The sequence below is a fragment of the Rhodococcus sp. 05-339-2 genome, from assembly GCF_002258965.1.
In the GTDB taxonomy this organism is placed as follows: Bacteria; Actinomycetota; Actinomycetes; order Mycobacteriales; family Mycobacteriaceae; genus Rhodococcoides.
The window spans coordinates 455,506-471,460 of sequence record NZ_NOYW01000008.1 but is presented as its reverse complement, the minus strand read 5'-3'; the positions used below and the strand labels follow the sequence as shown (position 1 = coordinate 471,460).

13 protein-coding genes and 1 pseudogene are annotated in these 15,955 nt (G+C 63.6%); 5 read left to right on the top strand and 9 right to left on the bottom strand.

All coding sequences use genetic code 11. From position 1 onward, the window contains the following. The first annotated feature begins 14 nt into the window (after positions 1–14). Entirely contained in the window at positions 15–1,067 is a 1,053-nt protein-coding gene (locus tag CH273_RS08580; RefSeq protein ID WP_179275445.1) for an endonuclease/exonuclease/phosphatase family protein, read from the top strand. 7 nt (positions 1,068–1,074) lie between these two features. Next, positions 1,075–1,479: an ASCH domain-containing protein gene (locus CH273_RS08575; RefSeq protein WP_032393999.1), complete on the top strand. Its 405-nt coding sequence runs from the start codon at positions 1,075–1,077 to the stop codon at positions 1,477–1,479. Positions 1,480–1,527: 48 nt separating this feature from the next. Here CH273_RS08575 and CH273_RS08570 read toward each other — a convergent pair whose 3' ends face one another. The 5 genes and pseudogenes from CH273_RS08570 to CH273_RS08550 all read right to left on the bottom strand — a co-directional run bounded on the left by CH273_RS08570 (position 1,528) and on the right by CH273_RS08550 (position 5,320). Continuing rightward, on the bottom strand, positions 1,528–1,788 hold the full coding sequence (locus CH273_RS08570) for a WhiB family transcriptional regulator (RefSeq protein ID WP_052049289.1): 261 nt from the start codon (positions 1,786–1,788) through the stop codon (positions 1,528–1,530). Between the two features lie 85 nt (positions 1,789–1,873). After that, positions 1,874–2,014: pseudogene (gene eutB, locus CH273_RS28120) on the bottom strand (ethanolamine ammonia-lyase subunit EutB); the annotation flags it as partial. Positions 2,015–2,081: 67 nt separating this feature from the next. Further along, entirely contained in the window at positions 2,082–3,380 is a 1,299-nt protein-coding gene (locus CH273_RS08560) for a D-amino acid dehydrogenase (RefSeq protein ID WP_032393998.1), read from the bottom strand. Then, the gene (locus CH273_RS08555) at positions 3,377–3,775 is read right to left on the bottom strand and encodes a RidA family protein (protein ID WP_032393997.1); all 399 of its coding nucleotides are present in this window, start codon (positions 3,773–3,775) and stop codon (positions 3,377–3,379) included. Before CH273_RS08555 ends, CH273_RS08560 begins: the two co-directional genes overlap by 4 nt. 114 nt (positions 3,776–3,889) lie before the next feature. Next, complete coding sequence (locus CH273_RS08550; RefSeq protein ID WP_052049262.1) at positions 3,890–5,320, bottom strand: sodium:solute symporter family protein; 1,431 nt, start codon at positions 5,318–5,320, stop codon at positions 3,890–3,892. Between the two features lie 163 nt (positions 5,321–5,483). Here CH273_RS08550 and CH273_RS08545 point away from each other — a divergent pair, with 163 nt between their 5' ends. Continuing rightward, positions 5,484–6,635 (top strand): CdaR family transcriptional regulator, encoded by a 1,152-nt coding sequence (locus tag CH273_RS08545; protein WP_052049261.1) that lies wholly within the window; start codon positions 5,484–5,486, stop codon positions 6,633–6,635. Positions 6,636–6,810: 175 nt separating this feature from the next. Further along, positions 6,811–8,682, top strand: a complete 1,872-nt coding sequence (locus tag CH273_RS08540; protein ID WP_094637987.1) for a DUF222 domain-containing protein — start codon at positions 6,811–6,813, stop codon at positions 8,680–8,682. A gap of 82 nt (positions 8,683–8,764) precedes the next feature. Here CH273_RS08540 and CH273_RS08535 read toward each other — a convergent pair whose 3' ends face one another. The 3 genes from CH273_RS08535 to CH273_RS27930 form a co-directional block, all read right to left on the bottom strand. Beyond that, positions 8,765–10,906 (bottom strand): glycosyltransferase family 39 protein, encoded by a 2,142-nt coding sequence (locus CH273_RS08535; protein ID WP_179275439.1) that lies wholly within the window; start codon positions 10,904–10,906, stop codon positions 8,765–8,767. A 102-nt stretch (positions 10,907–11,008) separates the two neighbouring features. Beyond that, on the bottom strand, positions 11,009–11,686 hold the full coding sequence (locus CH273_RS08530; protein ID WP_052049260.1) for a class F sortase: 678 nt from the start codon (positions 11,684–11,686) through the stop codon (positions 11,009–11,011). A gap of 3 nt (positions 11,687–11,689) precedes the next feature. Beyond that, positions 11,690–13,093 (bottom strand): ice-binding family protein, encoded by a 1,404-nt coding sequence (locus CH273_RS27930; protein ID WP_230596621.1) that lies wholly within the window; start codon positions 13,091–13,093, stop codon positions 11,690–11,692. Between the two features lie 390 nt (positions 13,094–13,483). On the opposite strand from CH273_RS27930, the gene CH273_RS08520 reads away from it, so the two are divergent. Next, a complete protein-coding gene (locus CH273_RS08520) occupies positions 13,484–14,164 on the top strand; it encodes a TetR/AcrR family transcriptional regulator C-terminal domain-containing protein (RefSeq protein WP_032393995.1) in 681 nt (226 codons plus the stop codon). A 78-nt stretch (positions 14,165–14,242) separates the two neighbouring features. Here CH273_RS08520 and CH273_RS08515 read toward each other — a convergent pair whose 3' ends face one another. After that, entirely contained in the window at positions 14,243–15,937 is a 1,695-nt protein-coding gene (locus CH273_RS08515) for an MDR family MFS transporter (protein WP_032393994.1), read from the bottom strand. Positions 15,938–15,955 lie beyond the last annotated feature (18 nt).

The window sequence follows — 15,955 nt, the reverse complement described above, 5'->3', positions numbered from 1 at the left end:
TGCGGAACGTGAAAATGTCGAGACTCGCGGCCGTCGCCGTTACCCTGACCTTCATGGCTGCCGGTTGCTCCTCTGCGGACACCGCCACCGACGAACCGTCGAGCATCCGGGTGGCGACGTTCAACGCCAGCCTCAATCGATCCGCAGCCGGGCAGCTGATGACCGACCTGCAGGGCGAGAACGCTCAGGCTCGCGCGGCAGCCGATGTGATCGCCGCGAACTCACCGGATGTGTTGCTGGTCAACGAGTTCGACTATTCGGGCGACGACGCAGTGGCCTTGTTCAATGACAACTACCTCGACGGGCAGTACCCGCACTCCTTCACCGCGCCCGTGAACACCGGCGTCGATTCGGGGCTCGACCTGGACCGGGACGGCGAACTCGGCGGACCGGGCGACGCCTGGGGGTTCGGTCAGTTCCCGGGCCAGTACGGGATGGTCGTGTACTCGAAATATCCGATCGCGACCGATTCGGTACGCACGTTCCAAAATTTCTTGTGGAAGGACATGCCGGATTCGCTGTTGCCGCGCGACTACTACGGCGACGTGTCCGACCGGCTTCGACTGTCCAGCAAATCGCACTGGGACGTGCCGATCGACGTGGACGGGAAGACGCTGCACGTGCTGGCGTCGCACCCCACTCCCCCGTCCTTCGACGGACCCGAGGACCGCAACGGCAAGCGCAACCACGACGAGATCAGGCTCAGTGCCGACTACATCTCGGGCGCGGACTACCTCTACGACGACAACGGTGTGCGCGGTGGGCTCGAGGACGGAGCGTCGTTCGTCATGCTGGGTGATCAGAACAGCGATCCGGTCGACGGTGATTCGGTTGCCGGTGCCATCGCGCAGGTTCTCGACCTTCCGCGGGTTCAGGATCCGGCGCCCACGTCGGCCGAACATGGCACGGACACAGCAGATTTTGCCGATCCGACGCCTGGTGACCTGCGGGTGGACTACGTGTTGCCCTCGGACGACCTGACGGTCATCGATTCGCAGGTGTACTGGCCGAATCAGGCCGAGCATCCCTCGGACCATCGACTGGTGTGGGCCGACCTCGAAATATGATGGGTGCGTGATCGATCTACCGATTGTCGAATTCGCGTATCCCGGTCCCCTGCGGGATGCCCTGGTCGCGGCCGTTCTCTCCGGCGAGAAGACCAGCACAGCAAGCCTGTTGGTGCAGTACGCCGACGAGGAGCTGCCGAGAGTCGGCGAACGCGGCGCGGTGGTGGATTCGGCCGGTGTCGTGGTCGGAGTCATCGAGACGACAGGCGTCGATATCGTTGCGCTGAGCGATGTTTCGCTGCAACACGCGCTGGACGAGGGCGAAGGATACGTCGACGTCGCGCAGTGGCGGGCCGGGCACGAAAGATTCTGGCAGTCGGCGGAGGTCCGCGAGGAACTGGGCGATCCACGCTTCACCGTGAACGACGACACTCAGGTGGTCCTGGAGCGCTTCGCACTCGTGTCGGAATGAGGCCGGGTGGCGGCCTCGGGATCGAGGAACTGCTTCGCGCCTGCGGGTTCACGCCAGTGCGGAGCGCTCGGCAGGTGTCAGTCCGCCCCAGATGCCATGTGGCTCCTGCACGTCGATGGCGTATTGCCGACACTCGGTCAACGCGGGACACAGACCGCAGACGGCCTTGGCCGCCTGTTCGCTGTACCACAGTGTCGGACAACGTAATCCTTCCGGAGGGAAGAAGACGGTGGATGGCATCGAGCGACACCGGGCAGCCAATTGCCACTCCCAATGACCGACATACGGCGGAGGCAGATCAGGCGACATCACTCGACTGTCGCGGGACGCGAGGACGTCTCGCGCTCGATCGTGTAGTTCTCCGAACCAGCGAGTTCGCTGGTGAAATTGTTCGAGCAGCAGCACGTTCGGCATCCGAGTGAGCCGCGCATCCCGCCAGCTCGTCACCGGATCGCACAGGCGATGCCTTCGCCATGACTTCGACCAACGAGGAGAACGTACAGCTCGTTCCGAATGTCTGTCGGTGGTAGCGCATGAGCGGCTTTCCCTTTCCGACGACCACCGATGGACGCTTGTCGAGCGCAACGTCCACCGGTCGCCGTTCACCTGGTTCGGACCGACCGAGTCGCCGACTTCCGAGTGCGGCGTGAGAACCTGTCGAACCGATACGGTGTGGCATCGATCTCGGCTGGACGTCGACCGAGCTCTGCCGTAAGCAGTGCGGCCGAACCACAGGCCATCGTCCAACCCACATGACCGTGTCCGGTGTTGACGAACAGGTTGTCGTGTGGCGTCGCTCCGATGATGGGAGGCCCGTCCGGAGTCATCGGGCGCAATCCTGAGCGATACTCGACCGAACTCCAGTCCAGTGCCCCGGGAAAGAGCTCGTCGCCGGCAGCGCGTATCTCGGCGAAATTCGAGGGCGCGTGGGTTTTGTCGTAACCGGCGAACTCGGCGACGGCCGACATCCGGAGCGTCGACCCGAACGGTGACCATGCAACCAGAGATCGTTCGTCGATACCGCCTGTGTGCGGCGCCCGCGACCGGTCTCGTATCGCTACCGAAAGGCTGTATCCCTTCGCCGGATATACCGGAACGCGCAACCCTGCGGTGCGAGCGAGGTCGCTCGACGCACTCCCGAGGGCCAACACGTAGCAGTCGGCATCGATATCGCTGCCCCGAGCGGTACGAGCCCTGACGATCGAGGTGCCGTCGGACTCGAGTGACTCGATTCTCGTGTTCAGCTCGAACCGGACACCGAGGCGTTCGGCTGCCGCCGCCAATCCCACGGTGAACAGCGCCGGGTCACCGGTGCCGTCGTCCTCGTCGTGAACAGCTCCAGCGAAGTCGACGGTGCTGTTGGCGAGAGCAGGGTCGACCTCGAACGCCTGCTCCCGGGTGAGCAGACGTTGCGATCTCCCCTGCCGGCGCATCAGCTCGGCTTTGCTGCTGGCCTCGTTGAGGGCGGCTGCGTCCCGGTAGAGGTACAGGATCCCTCCGTCGGTCCGGTGATACTCGAGCGACTCCTCCACCGTGAGCTTCTCGAGCAAGGTCTGACTGTAGGAGGCGAGCTCGTACTTGGCGAGGGTGTTCTTCAGGCTGCGTGCGGGCGTGCATTCCCGCACGAACGCCAGGCCCCAACGAATCAACGCTGGATCCAGGCGCGGCTTCACCCGAATGGAGGTTTGTCCTCCGACCAGCGATCGAAGCAACATTTTCGGTGCTTGCGGAGACGCCCACGCATACGAATGTCCGGGCGCTATCAACCCTGCCGTCGAGGCGGTGGTGTCGTCCGCGACGCGATCGCGCTCGTCGTAGACCACCACCTCGTGGCCATCGCGCGCCAGATAGAACGCGCTCGTGACACCGATGATGCCGCCACCGAGAATTGCGATTCTCATTCGGCACCCGCGCCGGAATGCACAGCCACGGCGGTGATCTCGACCAACAATCTCTCGTCGAGTAGGCCGGCGACGACCGTGGCCCTGGCCGGACGGTGCCGCCCGAACCGCTCGCGCCATACCCGGTTCATCTCGGCGGCGTACGCCGCCGACGTCAGGTAGACGGTCGTCGAGACGACGTGGTTCAGATCCGACCCGGCGGCGTGCAGTACTCGTTCGAGACGATCGATCGCGATCTCGGTCTGCTTCGCCGGATCACCCTCGCCCACGATCGAGCCGCCGTCGTCGAACGACACCTGACCCGAAACATGGATGTTTCGTCCATCTTGCACATACGCGGGGTAATTCGTGGTCTCGTCGGCGATGCCTGCGAGATTTGCGGATACGAGGGTCATGTCATTCCTCTTTCTTCAGAACTTCTTGGAAATAGAATCGCCACCCGAGAAAGCCGCACCAGGCAGTGACAGAAATTGCGACAATCGGCGCTCCGTAGAAAAGTATTTCCAACATCAGTGCGCTCCGGTGTTGTCGAGGATCGGTTCGTTCGAGGTTTGAGTTCGTCGTGGATACTTCTTGCTCGTCGCTACCGCCGCCACGGTGTAGGCAATCGAGTTCGCAGCGACCCCGGGGAGAAGACCGTCCAGACCGAACGGGCTCATCAGTACCCATTGCCACACGACCGTGACCGCAGCACCCGCAGAGATACCCCACAGCGCGGCCGGCGCGGAACGAACACCGAACAGCACTGCTCCGAACAGTGGCACGATCATCGTCGGTGCCCAGAGTGTGTAGCTGTAGAGCAGGGCGTCCACGATGGACGGAACGGTGAGCGCGAAGATGGTGGCACCGGCGCCGACGACCACGCTGAGGGTTCGTTCGATGTTCAGCCTCTTACGCTGCGAGGCCTCGCGCTTGGCCAGTGGCCGGTAGAGGTCGTCGGTGAACACCACTGCGCTGGAGTTGATGTAGCTCGACGCCGTCGACATCACGACTGCGAGGAGCGCCGCAACCAACAAGCCGAGCAGGCCGATCGGCATCAGGTTCGTCACGACCGTCGGGAGTGCCGAATCCGGCTCGATGTCGGGGTAGAGGACGAATGCAACGGCTCCGATCGACGCCGAGATGAAGAAGAAGAAGAACGAGAAGATACCGGCCGTGACGAATCCCCTACGGGCGTGCGAGGAGTCGGGCGTCGAGAAGGTGCGCTGCGCATAGGGAGGAACCAACGTCTCACCGAGCAGCAGGGCCGCGAACAAACCGACGAACTTCATGACGCTGTAGTCACCCATCAGTGTCAGGTGATCGGATGGAAGGGCGTCGACGAGAGCCGAAGGCCCTCCCACTGCATGCAATCCGATGAGCAACGTCACGGGGATGAGGACGCCGAGGAACACGAACTGGAGGAGGTCGGTCTGAATGACGGCCCAGGCTCCGCCGAACGCGGAATAGAGGACGGTCACGCCCATACCCAGAACGATCGCCAGTGTCGGCGGCACATCGAGCGTTGCGTTGACAACGGTACCGATCGCCAATGCCTGTGCGCCCAGAATTCCGGTGCACAACACGATCGACAATCCACCCGTGATGACGCGTGCGGGCTTGCCGTAGTGCGAATGCATCACGTCACCGAGCGTGTGTGCACCCCGGTAGCGTTTGAGCTTGGGTGCGACGAAGAGTCCCACCAGTACGGTCTGTATTCCGAAGGCGCAGAAGGCGAACATGTAGACGTACCCGTCGCGCATCGTCGCCCCGGCGACACCCAACGATGCGCCGCCGCCGAGAAAGGCAGCAGCGAGGCTGCCGAAGAAGACCGGCCAGACAATACGATTGCCGGCAACCGCGAAATCATCGGCATTCGAGACCTTTTTCATGGTCTGCACACCGACCACGATCAGCACTAGGAAATACCCGGCTACCGCAATCCAATCCAATACTTGCATGACTTCTCCTCTGTCGGCGATGGAAAAATCGTATGACGGAGACCGCATTCGGGTCTTCATCAAAAAGCCCAGCATCAGCTCCCGTACGTCTATATTCTTGGGCAAGTTGCACACATGCCCCAGCTTCGGCGTCACGTCGAAGTCAATCGGACGGGAGTTCGTCGTGCTCAGTACCGAGCTGGCGCAGCAGATCGCAGTGGACATCACCGAGATCATCGGGCACAACGTGCTGATCACCGACGCCACCGGGATCGTCCTCGGTAGCGGCGAGCGGGGACGCGTCGGCCAATTCCACGAGGCGTCGATCGTGGTGATAGAAACCAACAGCACACGCAGTCACTCGAGCGCCGACGTACGAAGCCTGCAGGGCAGCCTCCCCGGCACCACACTTCCGTTGACCCTCGATGGTCGAGTGGTCGGCACCGTAGGTCTGTCCGGAGCTCCCGAGCTGGTCGAGCAATTCGGGCAGATAGTCAAGCGTCAGACGGAAATCCTCATGAGCGAGGCCAGCCGTATCGGAACCAGGGTCTCCCGCCAGCGCGCCGTCGAAGACTTTCTGCGTGACGTCTTCGACTGGCACCGCAGTGACGTGTCCATGCAGAGTGTCGAGAATCGAGCTGCTGCACTGTCCTTCGACATCGGCATTCCGCGCCGGGTGTTTCTGGTCGAGACCGACAACACCTCACCGGCAACAGAGGTCGGCAAGCGCGCAGACGCAGACCCCACTACCGTTGTGCTGGAATGGATTCGACACACAGCCGAAACTCCGCAGGAAATTGCCGGCAGACTTTCCCGAAACATCGTCGCCGTGATGCCTCCGGTGGGAACCGACACCGACGACGGCCGTCGCTGGCAGACTCTCGTCGAGCGGGGCAAGGCCAACGCATGGTCGATTTCGGTCGGGGTGGGGCCGAGCGCGTCCGGCGTCGCTCGATTGAACGCGTCGGCCCAGGACGCACGTGACGCACTCGAGCTCGGGCGGCAGGTCTTTCCCGAACGACACATCCACGACATCGACCGGATGCGTCTGTTGCACGCCGTTCGGGCCGTTCCCGACAGCACCCGTCGCCGATTGGTCGACACGGTGCTGGGCGACATCGTTCACGCCCCGGACTGGGAAGTACTGAAGCGAACCCTGATGACGTGGGGCGAATGCGGATTCAACGCAAGCAAGACGGCGGAAAAACTTCACCTGCACCGAAACACTCTCACCTACCGGCTCGTCAAGATCGACAAGCTCACCGGATTCACGACCTTGCCCGGAAGCGATTCGGTGCTGCTCTACATCGCCGCGCTGATGCACGACTCGCCCTGACTCTCCGAGCGCCGCACTTGGACGAGCAACATGTCGGTGGGTTGGTGTATGGGCACTCGCACGTCGATTCCGTTTCGCTGCAACGATATTGGCGTTGACGGACGAGCCACGTTCCATTACAGTCGAACACACGTTCTATTTTTTGTTGGACCATCTGCCGGGGGGCGATGACACAGTGACCACATCGACGCGCAGTCGGTTCGCGGCCTATCTCGGGCCGCAATCGAAGCCGTACATCGAGCCTGCTTCGTTGGCCGAGATTCGAGATGTCGCGATTCTGGAAAATCAGGCGTGCGCTCGCAAGGTCGCTCTGGCCGCCGCCATCTGGGACACGTGCATTCATCAGAACGTCCTCGTCGGTGATGTCATTCAGGACGCGGGCAACTATGCGGCTTCCGAAATTGCGCACGTCCTGGGTTGCTCGAAGACCGTTGCGAACACATACGCAGAGGTCGGAATGGACATTCGACTCCGGCTTCCCGCCGTCGCGGCCGCATTCGAGGCCGGCGAACTCGACCTGCCCCGCGTCCGCGCGATATACCGCTGCACCCACAACCTGACGCAGGACGCGGCGACGGCCGTCCAAAGCGAGGTCCTGTACGCCGCCCGACGCCTGTCACCCGGTCCTCTGGCGACGGAAATCTGGTCGATCATGTTTCGAATCGCACCCGAACAGGCTGCCGCTCTGCGCAAGGACTTGGAACGGCACACCAACGTCACATACACCGACAAAGATGTGCTGTCGACGCTGAAGGCCGACCTCACCGCGGCGGACGCCGCCGCGGCCTGGCAACTCATCAACGAGATGGCCGCTACCGTGTGCCGACGCGATCCGCGAAACAAAGGGCAGAAGCGCGCAGCCGCGTATGTTGCTCTGCTGCATCAGGAGTCGTCGATAGCATGCTTGTGCGAGCCCGACGAGGACAATCCGTGCACGGCCGACACCTCACGCCCGAATCGGCGTGCGCCGCTGACCGTGATCACGGTCGACCTCGCCACGCTCGCCGGTCTGCTGTCCAATCCAGCGCACCTGTCCGGGCACGGCACCATCGATGCCGAATACGCCCGAGAACTCGCCGACAACGCGCACTGGCAGATCCTCCTCACCGAGGCACGCAACCTCGCCGAGAAACTCGGCTACGGCGACGACCTGGAATCACTCATCGATCTCGAGACCGACACCGACACCGACACCGACACCGACACCGAGAATGACGCAGGTAAGGAAGACAAGGCTGTCGACAACAGGGTCGACAGCGGCAGCGGTGGGAAGAACCACGGCGGATCGGGAGGTGGCCGAAAGAAGCCCCGAGGATCGACGGCACGTAGGACAAAGAACAGCCGGTCCGAGGGCAGCAGGTCGCATGTGGTGTTCCATCCGCTGGGGCGCGGTCGTCGTCGGGTCGGCGGTTCTGTTCCTCGGCCCCCGCAAGCCCCGAAGTCCGCACAATCACCGCGAAACAGCTGTGTCGCAACCCCGTATCGCGGCACCTACACGTTCGTTGCCGAACTCGAAGCGGCAATCGCAGCAGAACCCACCCTCGGGCTCGCGCTGCACCCGGACGGGCACGGCGGCCTGACGCTGCCACCACCCGGAGCGCTCGTCTATCGGCCCACTATTGCACTCGCAGAACGTATTCGGTACCGCGACCGCACCTGTCGACACCCGGGCTGCGATGTCCCGGCCCAGCAATGCGAGATCGACCACATCGTGCCGTATCTCCATCGCGACCCCTCGACGGGAGGATGGACCATCGATACCAACCTGCACTGCCTGTGCCGCTACCACCACAGCCTCAAGACAATGGGTCTGTGGACTCCCGTCATGCTCGCGGACGGTGTCGAGTTCTGGCTCTCGAACGCCGGCACCACCGCGATCACGGTTCCCGGCACGACACAACTCGCGGACTTCGACCACCTACCGAAGATCCACTCGAAGCCGAGAGGGTCAGCACCTCGGCGCGATTCGCCGACCCCGACGCCGGCGGATCCACAACCGACCCCGGTGCCCGCCTGGGCACCCGAGGACGAGCCACCGCCCTTCTGACCGGCCCGGGCGTGCACACAGGTGTTCCGCCGCAGTCGAATATGTCTGCGGCGGAACAACTGTGCGTGGTCGTTCGTGGGTGTCAGCCTGCGTAGGTACTCAGGTCGTACACCGTCGCGCTGCCGACCGTGGTCGCCGTGAAGTTCGCCTCGACCCACTCCTGGATCTGTGAGGACGTACTCTCCGAGTCGCCGCCCATTCCTCCACGAGCCATACCGCCACCCATTCCTCCGGACACGTAGTACGTCACCTCGTGGTTGGAGACGTACTCGATGAACTCGTCGAGCGACGGCGCAGGATCACCACTCCACCCGCCGATGGCCATGACGGCCGTATCGGACGACAACTCGTATCCGGCTGCGGACATCGAACCGTTCACCGCAGCGGACCACCTCGTGGTCGTGGATTCGAGCAGAGCCGTCAACTCCTCATCGGTCTCACCGCCCATGCCACCCATGCTCGGCATGCCGCCTGTGCCGCCGTCACCGGTGGCGAAGCCTGCCGGAAGATCGGCCGCATCGGCAGGCATGGCCGCATCACCGCCCAGCACAGCATCATTCGGCACAGCGTCATTCGGAGCAGCATCACCCGGCATCGCTCCCGTCGGCATTCCACCACTCGGCATTCCACCACTCGGCATCGCTCCCGTCGGCATTCCACCACCAGGCATACCGCCGCCCGGCATTCCACCCAGGCCTCCGTCGCTGACTGCACCGGTCGGACCTGCAGTGGGGATGGAACCACTGTGCGCGTTCGTCGTCGTAGCGATGGCATACGACGCGCCGCCGCCGAGACCGGCCACGGCTCCGATGATCAACGCAGCGGCGGTGAGCTTTCGGTACCGCCCCGCGAACAGAATCATCACAGCAGCGACGATTGTTCCCACCAACAGGATCCATTTCAGTGCCGGCAGCCAGTCCGCGTTGCGGTGCAACAACACCCAGCTCCAGGCACCGGCCGCAACCATCATGGTGGCCATACCGGCTCTACCCCACATCGATTCGCGTCGAAGCCACAGCGCGTAGCCGCCGGTTCCGATCATGCCCGCGAGTGCAGGGGCGAGCGCGACGGTGTAGTACGGGTGGATCGTTCCGGACATGTAGCTGAAGATCAGCGCTGTCACCAGGAACCAGCCGCCCCACAGAATCAGCGAGGCACGGAGAAGGTCGGTACGTGGTGCTCGGCCACGAGCGATCAACCCGAAGACCAGCGCCACCAGGGCCGCCGGGATGAGCCAGGAGATCTGGATTCCCATCTCGCTGCCGAACAGTCGGTCCAGACCGGTCGAGCCGCCGAAGCTGGACCCGGCTGCCCCGGCACTCATTCCGGCCGGAGCCTCCATCCCGCCACCGCCGGTGTTACCGAAAATTCGGCCAAGCCCGTTGTACCCGAGCACCAGATCCATCACGGTGTTGTCGGTGGATCCACCGATGTACGGTCGGGCACTCTCCGGCCACAACTGAACCGTCAACACCCACCACCCCGCAGCGACGATCAGCGCTGCGAACGCGCCGACGAGATGCAGCAACCGGGCCCGCAACTGCGCCTGTCCCGCAACGAGATACGTGAATCCGAACGCGGGCAGCACCAACAATCCCTGCAACATCTTGGTGAGGAACGCGAACCCGAGCGCCACACCGGCCAACGTTAGCCACATCGCAGCCCGGCGCCCGGCCGAAGTCTGCAGAGACCGCACGACGAAGTAGCCGCCGAGTGTCATGAGAAGGACGAGCAGCGCGTCGGGGTTGTCGAAGTCGAACATCAACGCCGCCGCAGGAACAGACGCCAAGGCGAAGCCGGCGAGCAAACCAGCCGTGGGGTTCGCGACGCGTTTGACCGCGGCATACACCGTCGCCACCGAGGCAACACCCATCAGCGCCTGGGGAAGAAGCAGGCTGAAGCTCGAGAATCCGAAGACCCGAGCCGACAGTCCCATCACCCACAGTGCGGCCGGCGGCTTGTCCACGGTGATGAAGTTCTCGGAATCGAGCGATCCGAAGAACCACGCCGTCCAGTCCTTGGTTCCTGCCTGCACCGCAGCGGCGTAGAAGGTGTTCGCGTAGCCACTTGCCGTCAGGTTCCACAGGTACAGCGTTGCCGTGGCCGCGAGCAGAACCAGCAGCCCGAGCAGGTGCCGGCGGCGATACCACCACCTGTCCTGCCAGGACGGCTGGCGGGCGTGCGACGGAGGCATCGCGGCCGGTCGGTCGAGTTGGGCAGTCATCGCAGATCCTGTTCGTCGAAGTTGTCGACTACGAGAATGTGCGATAGACCGTCGGCCGGGCTGGGAGCAGCCTGCGAACTTGCTGTGAGCGAGAGAGCTCGCTCAGACGCGATCGGCGTACACGACGATGTTGTCGTCGTAACTGGAGATATCCGAGTCGAATTGGCCGCCACAGGTGATCAAGCGCAAGCCTGGGTGGTCGATGTCTCCGTAGACCTTGTCGGTGGGAAACGCATCCTTCGGATACTGCTCCACCGCGCTGACGACGAACCGGACCGTGCTGCCGTCCTGGCTGACAACGGTGACATCGTCGCCCAGTTCGAGATCGCGCAGCCGGTAGAAGACACCGGGGCTGCCGCCCCAATCCACATGCCCCGCAACGATCGACGGTCCCAGTTGCCCCGGAACCGGCGACCCGGTGTACCAACCGGCGGGGAAACCGCCCGCGGGTACCTCCATCGAGCCGTCCGGACGCAGACCCAGACCCATCACATCGGAGTCGACGCCGATCGCACCGATCTCGAGGCGCGCAGGCGGGGACCCGGGCGCCGACGACGATCCGGCGCCGACCTCACCCGACGGCGTGACGACGGCGGGAGCAGAAGCCGAGGGCATCGACTCGTTCTGCGCGGGGCCGGCATCCGAGGGCGTTGCGCAGCCGGCAACCAGCGACAGCAGCACCAGGAACGCCGCTGCCACCGCCCGCACCACGACCCGATGACGGGTCGTGGTGCGGGCGGATTCGGCCGGAGGTACCGATACCTCGACGGTAGGTCTCACCGATCAGTTCCGACGACGAGTCAGAGCCAAGGCAGAGAAAGCACCGACCGCGAGTACCGCCAGCAATGTCCACATCGGAGCGAACGACGTTGCAGTCGAACGGTTCACGGTACTGCCGTCACCGGTGTCGACACCACCGTTCGGGATCTGTGTGATCTGGCCACCGGGGTTGTACGTGCCCGGCTGATCCGGGCCACCCGGTGTGATCGGCTGATCAGGCGTGTTGGGCTGATTCGGCACGTTGGGCTGATTCGGCACGTTCGGCTGGTTCGGCACGTTGGGCTGATTCGGCACGTTCGGCTGGTTCGGCACGTTCGGGACACCCGGGATCGGCGGGATGGTGATCACCGGCGGCACACCCGGAATCGGGGGCACCTCGATGACGATCGGCGGCGTACCGCCACCATCACCCGGCGTACCGCCACCATCACCCGGAGATGTCGTGGTCACGGGCGGCGTGGTGGTCACCGGAGATGTCGTGGTCACGGGCGGCGTGGTGGTCTCCGGAGATGTCGTGGTCACGGGCGGCGTGGTGGTCTCCGGAGATGTCGTGGTCACCGGAGGCGTGGTGGTCTCCGGAGATGTCGTGGTCACCGGAGGCGTGGTCGTTATCGGAGGTGTGGTGGTCACGGGCGGCTCGGTGGTTCCGCAACCCGGGTTGGTGATCGTGTTCGAGTCGAGGGTGACAGCTCCGTCCAGAGCCAGTAGCCGTCCCTGCACATCGGCATTCGTGGTCGCCGTGATCGACGCCCGTGCCATGATCGTGCCCACGAAATCGGTACCGGTGCCGAGTGTGGCCGAGCTTCCGACCTGCCAGAACACGTTGCACGGGTTGGCCCCGTTGATCAGCGAGACACTGCTGTCGGATGCCGTGATCAGCGTCGATGCCGCCTGGAAGATGAACACGGCGTTGGAGTTGCCCTGCGCGTCGAGTGTGAGGGTTCCGGTCAGGCCGAACGTGCCCGAACCGTACAACCCGGCCAACAATGTCTGTCCGCCGAGTTCGACTCCGGTCGAGGTTGCTCCCGGTCGACCGGCGGCGTCGTCGTATCCGGTACTCAGATCCGCTTTCGCCTGCGCTGCAACCGAATTGCGGTCGTTGATAACTCCACTGGTGAGCTCTCCCGGTGGGAATCCGGTGATGAACGGTTCGACACCGACGCCTGGGCTCACTCCGACGTTGCCGCCGATCCTCGACGGGCCGGTGTTCGTGATCTTGGAGCCGGCCAGGACGGCATAACTCTCCGCGGTGCCGAGTTCGACGGTGGTGGGTTGAGCCTCGGCTGCGGGGACGTTGATCAGCATGAGTGCGCTGGTGGCCAAAGCGACCGAACCGGCAAGCGGAACGAGGGTTCTGCCCCTGCGCCTGATGGGGGTCGACGTGCACGTGTGCTGTGAAGCGGGCATGGATTGCATACCGTTCTGCTGGTTGGGCGAAGCGGACTTGTTGCCGGACTTCGTGAACCGCGCAATCGATCCCCCGACGAGTTCGATTGCGCAGCAATTGATGTCGCGACGCTCAACGGCCGCCCCGGACCGATCCGAGTGCGTGGAGGTATCGCGGTTCCGTATTCGATGACGTCACCGGCCGACGGAGTTCGGCAAGGTGACACAACTATGCGATCAGCGGAGGCTCGTGCCCACTCCGCAACTAAGAGTTTCCCCGTATCTCTACGGTGTAGAGCTACAGCACACCATGTGTAGGATAATGAGTCAAGCGAAAAGTGTTGTCGAACAACAAGTTTGTTTGCCCCCTACTTACCGGTCGGTTCACTGCTTTCGAGAGGTTGCCTACCGATGTCCACGACGAACCGACCGGGCCCACACTCCAATATCAAGATCGACCGCGAGTACGTGGTATCCGCCGCCCTGAGCATCGTCGATCGAACCGGCCTCGACAGCCTGACGATCCGGAGCCTCGCGGCATCGATCGATCGCGATCCGATGACCGTCTACCGATACCTGCCCACCAAACAGGCGTTGCTCGACGCCATCGCAGATTCGGTACTGGGCACACTCGTCTGCGTCGACGGCGCAGACCCCGATTGGCAGCGTCAGCTCAGAATTTTTGCGCGGCACTACCGTGAGCTCGCCCTCCAACACCCGCACGCGGCGGTGCTGCTGACCACCTGCCCTCAGGCGACCCCACTGGGATTGGGCACGCCCCGGTCACTGGCCTCACTCGAGAACATTCTGATTCTGCTGACCACCGCGGGATTCACGCTGCCCGAGGCCCTGACGAGCTATCGGCTGATGATCTCCTTCCTACGCGGCCATCTACTGAGCGAGACCCAGGAAACGACCGCCAACCCGGACGAGACCGGCGACCGCCTCAGCCTCGCTCTGCGCCGACTCCCCATCGACACATTTCCCCTGCTGTCGACGCTGCCACCTCTGATCACCGAGTACGACGGTGCCCTCGAACTCGAGTTGGGTCTCGACGTGCTGTTCCGAGGCATCACCGCACCTTCGACCTGAGCGGATCGGCGCTCCCGGGGCCCGCACCGGACCGAGCCGTACCTTGTCCCAGGATTCACCGCATCGGACTTCACGCCATCAGAGCAGTCCGGTGCCTGCCTCGTTCGCTCGTTCTTCGTCTCGCTCCTGCTGCGCAGCGGCCAGGCCGGACATCGTGCGCAGCGGAACCTCCTTGAGGAAGAGCACCAGTACGAATCCGAGGACCATCAGGATCGACACAGCCAGGAACACGTAATCCATGGCGTCGGAGAACCCGATGCGGAACGGCTCGGCCAGAGCCGGTTCGAGCTTCTGAATGAACGAGCTGTCCTGCAGTGCACTGCCTGCGACGGAGGCGTCACCCGAGGCGATGGCTCGAGCGAAACCCGATTCGAGCGGATCGGAACTCGTGGCGGCGCTCTGTACTGCCTGTTGGAATGCCGGGGTCGAACTGGCGGCGATCAACGCGTCTCCCGTCTTCGGGGTGAGCTGGGTGAACAGCATCGACAGGAAGACGGCAACGCCGACCGTCGCACCGATCTGCCGGAAGAACGTTGCGGCAGAGGTGGATACACCCATGTCCTTGGGAGGCATCGCATTCTGGATGGCCAGGGTCAGCGGCTGCATCATCGAACCGAGCCCGAGGCCGAACACGCCCATGACGACCATCGTCTGCCACAGCGGGGTATCGGCGTGCACGTAGTGGAAGACGAACATCGCGAGCGCCATCAGTGCCGTACCGACGATCGGAAAGATCTTGTAGCGTCCCGTCTTCGAGATCATCCGACCCGAGACGATCGACGCGACCATCAGGGCACCGACGAGGGGCAGGGTCTGGTAGCCGGCCAGCGTCGGCGACGATCCCTTGACCACCTGCAGATACTGAGGCAGCAGCGAGATGCCACCGAACATGGCCGCGCCGGCGATGACACTGACGGCAATACACAACGAGAACAACGGGTTTCGGAAGAATCGCATGGGAATCAGGGCGTCGTCGCCCATCTTGATCTCGGCGAGCACGAACGCGATGACGCCGACGATGCCGATTCCGAAACACAGCAGGGCCCGCGGCGAGCTCCATCCCCACACGCGACCCTGCTCGGCGATGATGAGCAGCGGTACCAGGCCGACGCTGAGAAGCACTGCGCCCCACCAGTCGACGCGCGCCTCGCGGCGGTACACCGGCAGATTGAGCACTCGCCACACCACCACGAGCGCGATGATGCCGAGGGGGACGTTGATGTAGAAAACCCAACGCCAGCCGGTGATTCCGAGAATCGACGACTGCCCGGCGAGCAGGCCACCGATGACCGGTCCGAGCACGCTGGACGTGCCGAACACGGCCAGGAAGTAACCCTGGTACTTGGCGCGTTCGCGCGGAGGCACGATATCGCCGATGATCGCCAGCGCCATCGACATCAGACCGCCTGCACCGAGGCCCTGGATGGCGCGGAAGGCGGCGAGCTCGTACATCGACGTCGCGATGCCGCACAGCATCGATCCGACGACGAAGATCGAGATGGCCGTCATGAAGAACGGCTTGCGCCCGTAGAGGTCGGAGAGTTTGCCGTACAGCGGGGTCGAGACCGTCGAGGTGATGAGGTAGGCCGTGGTGACCCAGGCCAGCACCGAGAACCCGTTGAGGTCGTCGGCGATGGTGCGGACGGACGTCGAGACGATGGTCTGATCGAGCGCCGCGAGGAACATACCCATCATCAGGCCCGACAGAATCGTCATGATCTCGCGATGCGAATACTCGCCGGACGCGGGGGTCACTTCAGGCTCGGTTACCATCTCTTTGACGCACCTTTA

What these genes read in the sequence shown, in the direction of transcription:
- CH273_RS08520 (WP_032393995.1), top strand. Translation starts at nt 13,484, where the DNA reads ATGTCCACGACGAACCGACCGGGCCCACACTCCAATATCAAGATCGAC.
- CH273_RS08580 (WP_179275445.1), top strand. Translation starts at nt 15, where the DNA reads ATGTCGAGACTCGCGGCCGTCGCCGTTACCCTGACCTTCATGGCTGCC.
- CH273_RS08550 (WP_052049262.1), bottom strand. Translation starts at nt 5,320, where the DNA reads ATGCAAGTATTGGATTGGATTGCGGTAGCCGGGTATTTCCTAGTGCTG.
- CH273_RS08515 (WP_032393994.1), bottom strand. Translation starts at nt 15,937, where the DNA reads ATGGTAACCGAGCCTGAAGTGACCCCCGCGTCCGGCGAGTATTCGCAT.
- CH273_RS27930 (WP_230596621.1), bottom strand. Translation starts at nt 13,093, where the DNA reads ATGCCCGCTTCACAGCACACGTGCACGTCGACCCCCATCAGGCGCAGG.
- CH273_RS08535 (WP_179275439.1), bottom strand. Translation starts at nt 10,906, where the DNA reads ATGACTGCCCAACTCGACCGACCGGCCGCGATGCCTCCGTCGCACGCC.
- CH273_RS08570 (WP_052049289.1), bottom strand. Translation starts at nt 1,788, where the DNA reads ATGTCGCCTGATCTGCCTCCGCCGTATGTCGGTCATTGGGAGTGGCAA.
- CH273_RS08560 (WP_032393998.1), bottom strand. Translation starts at nt 3,380, where the DNA reads ATGAGAATCGCAATTCTCGGTGGCGGCATCATCGGTGTCACGAGCGCG.
- CH273_RS08555 (WP_032393997.1), bottom strand. Translation starts at nt 3,775, where the DNA reads ATGACCCTCGTATCCGCAAATCTCGCAGGCATCGCCGACGAGACCACG.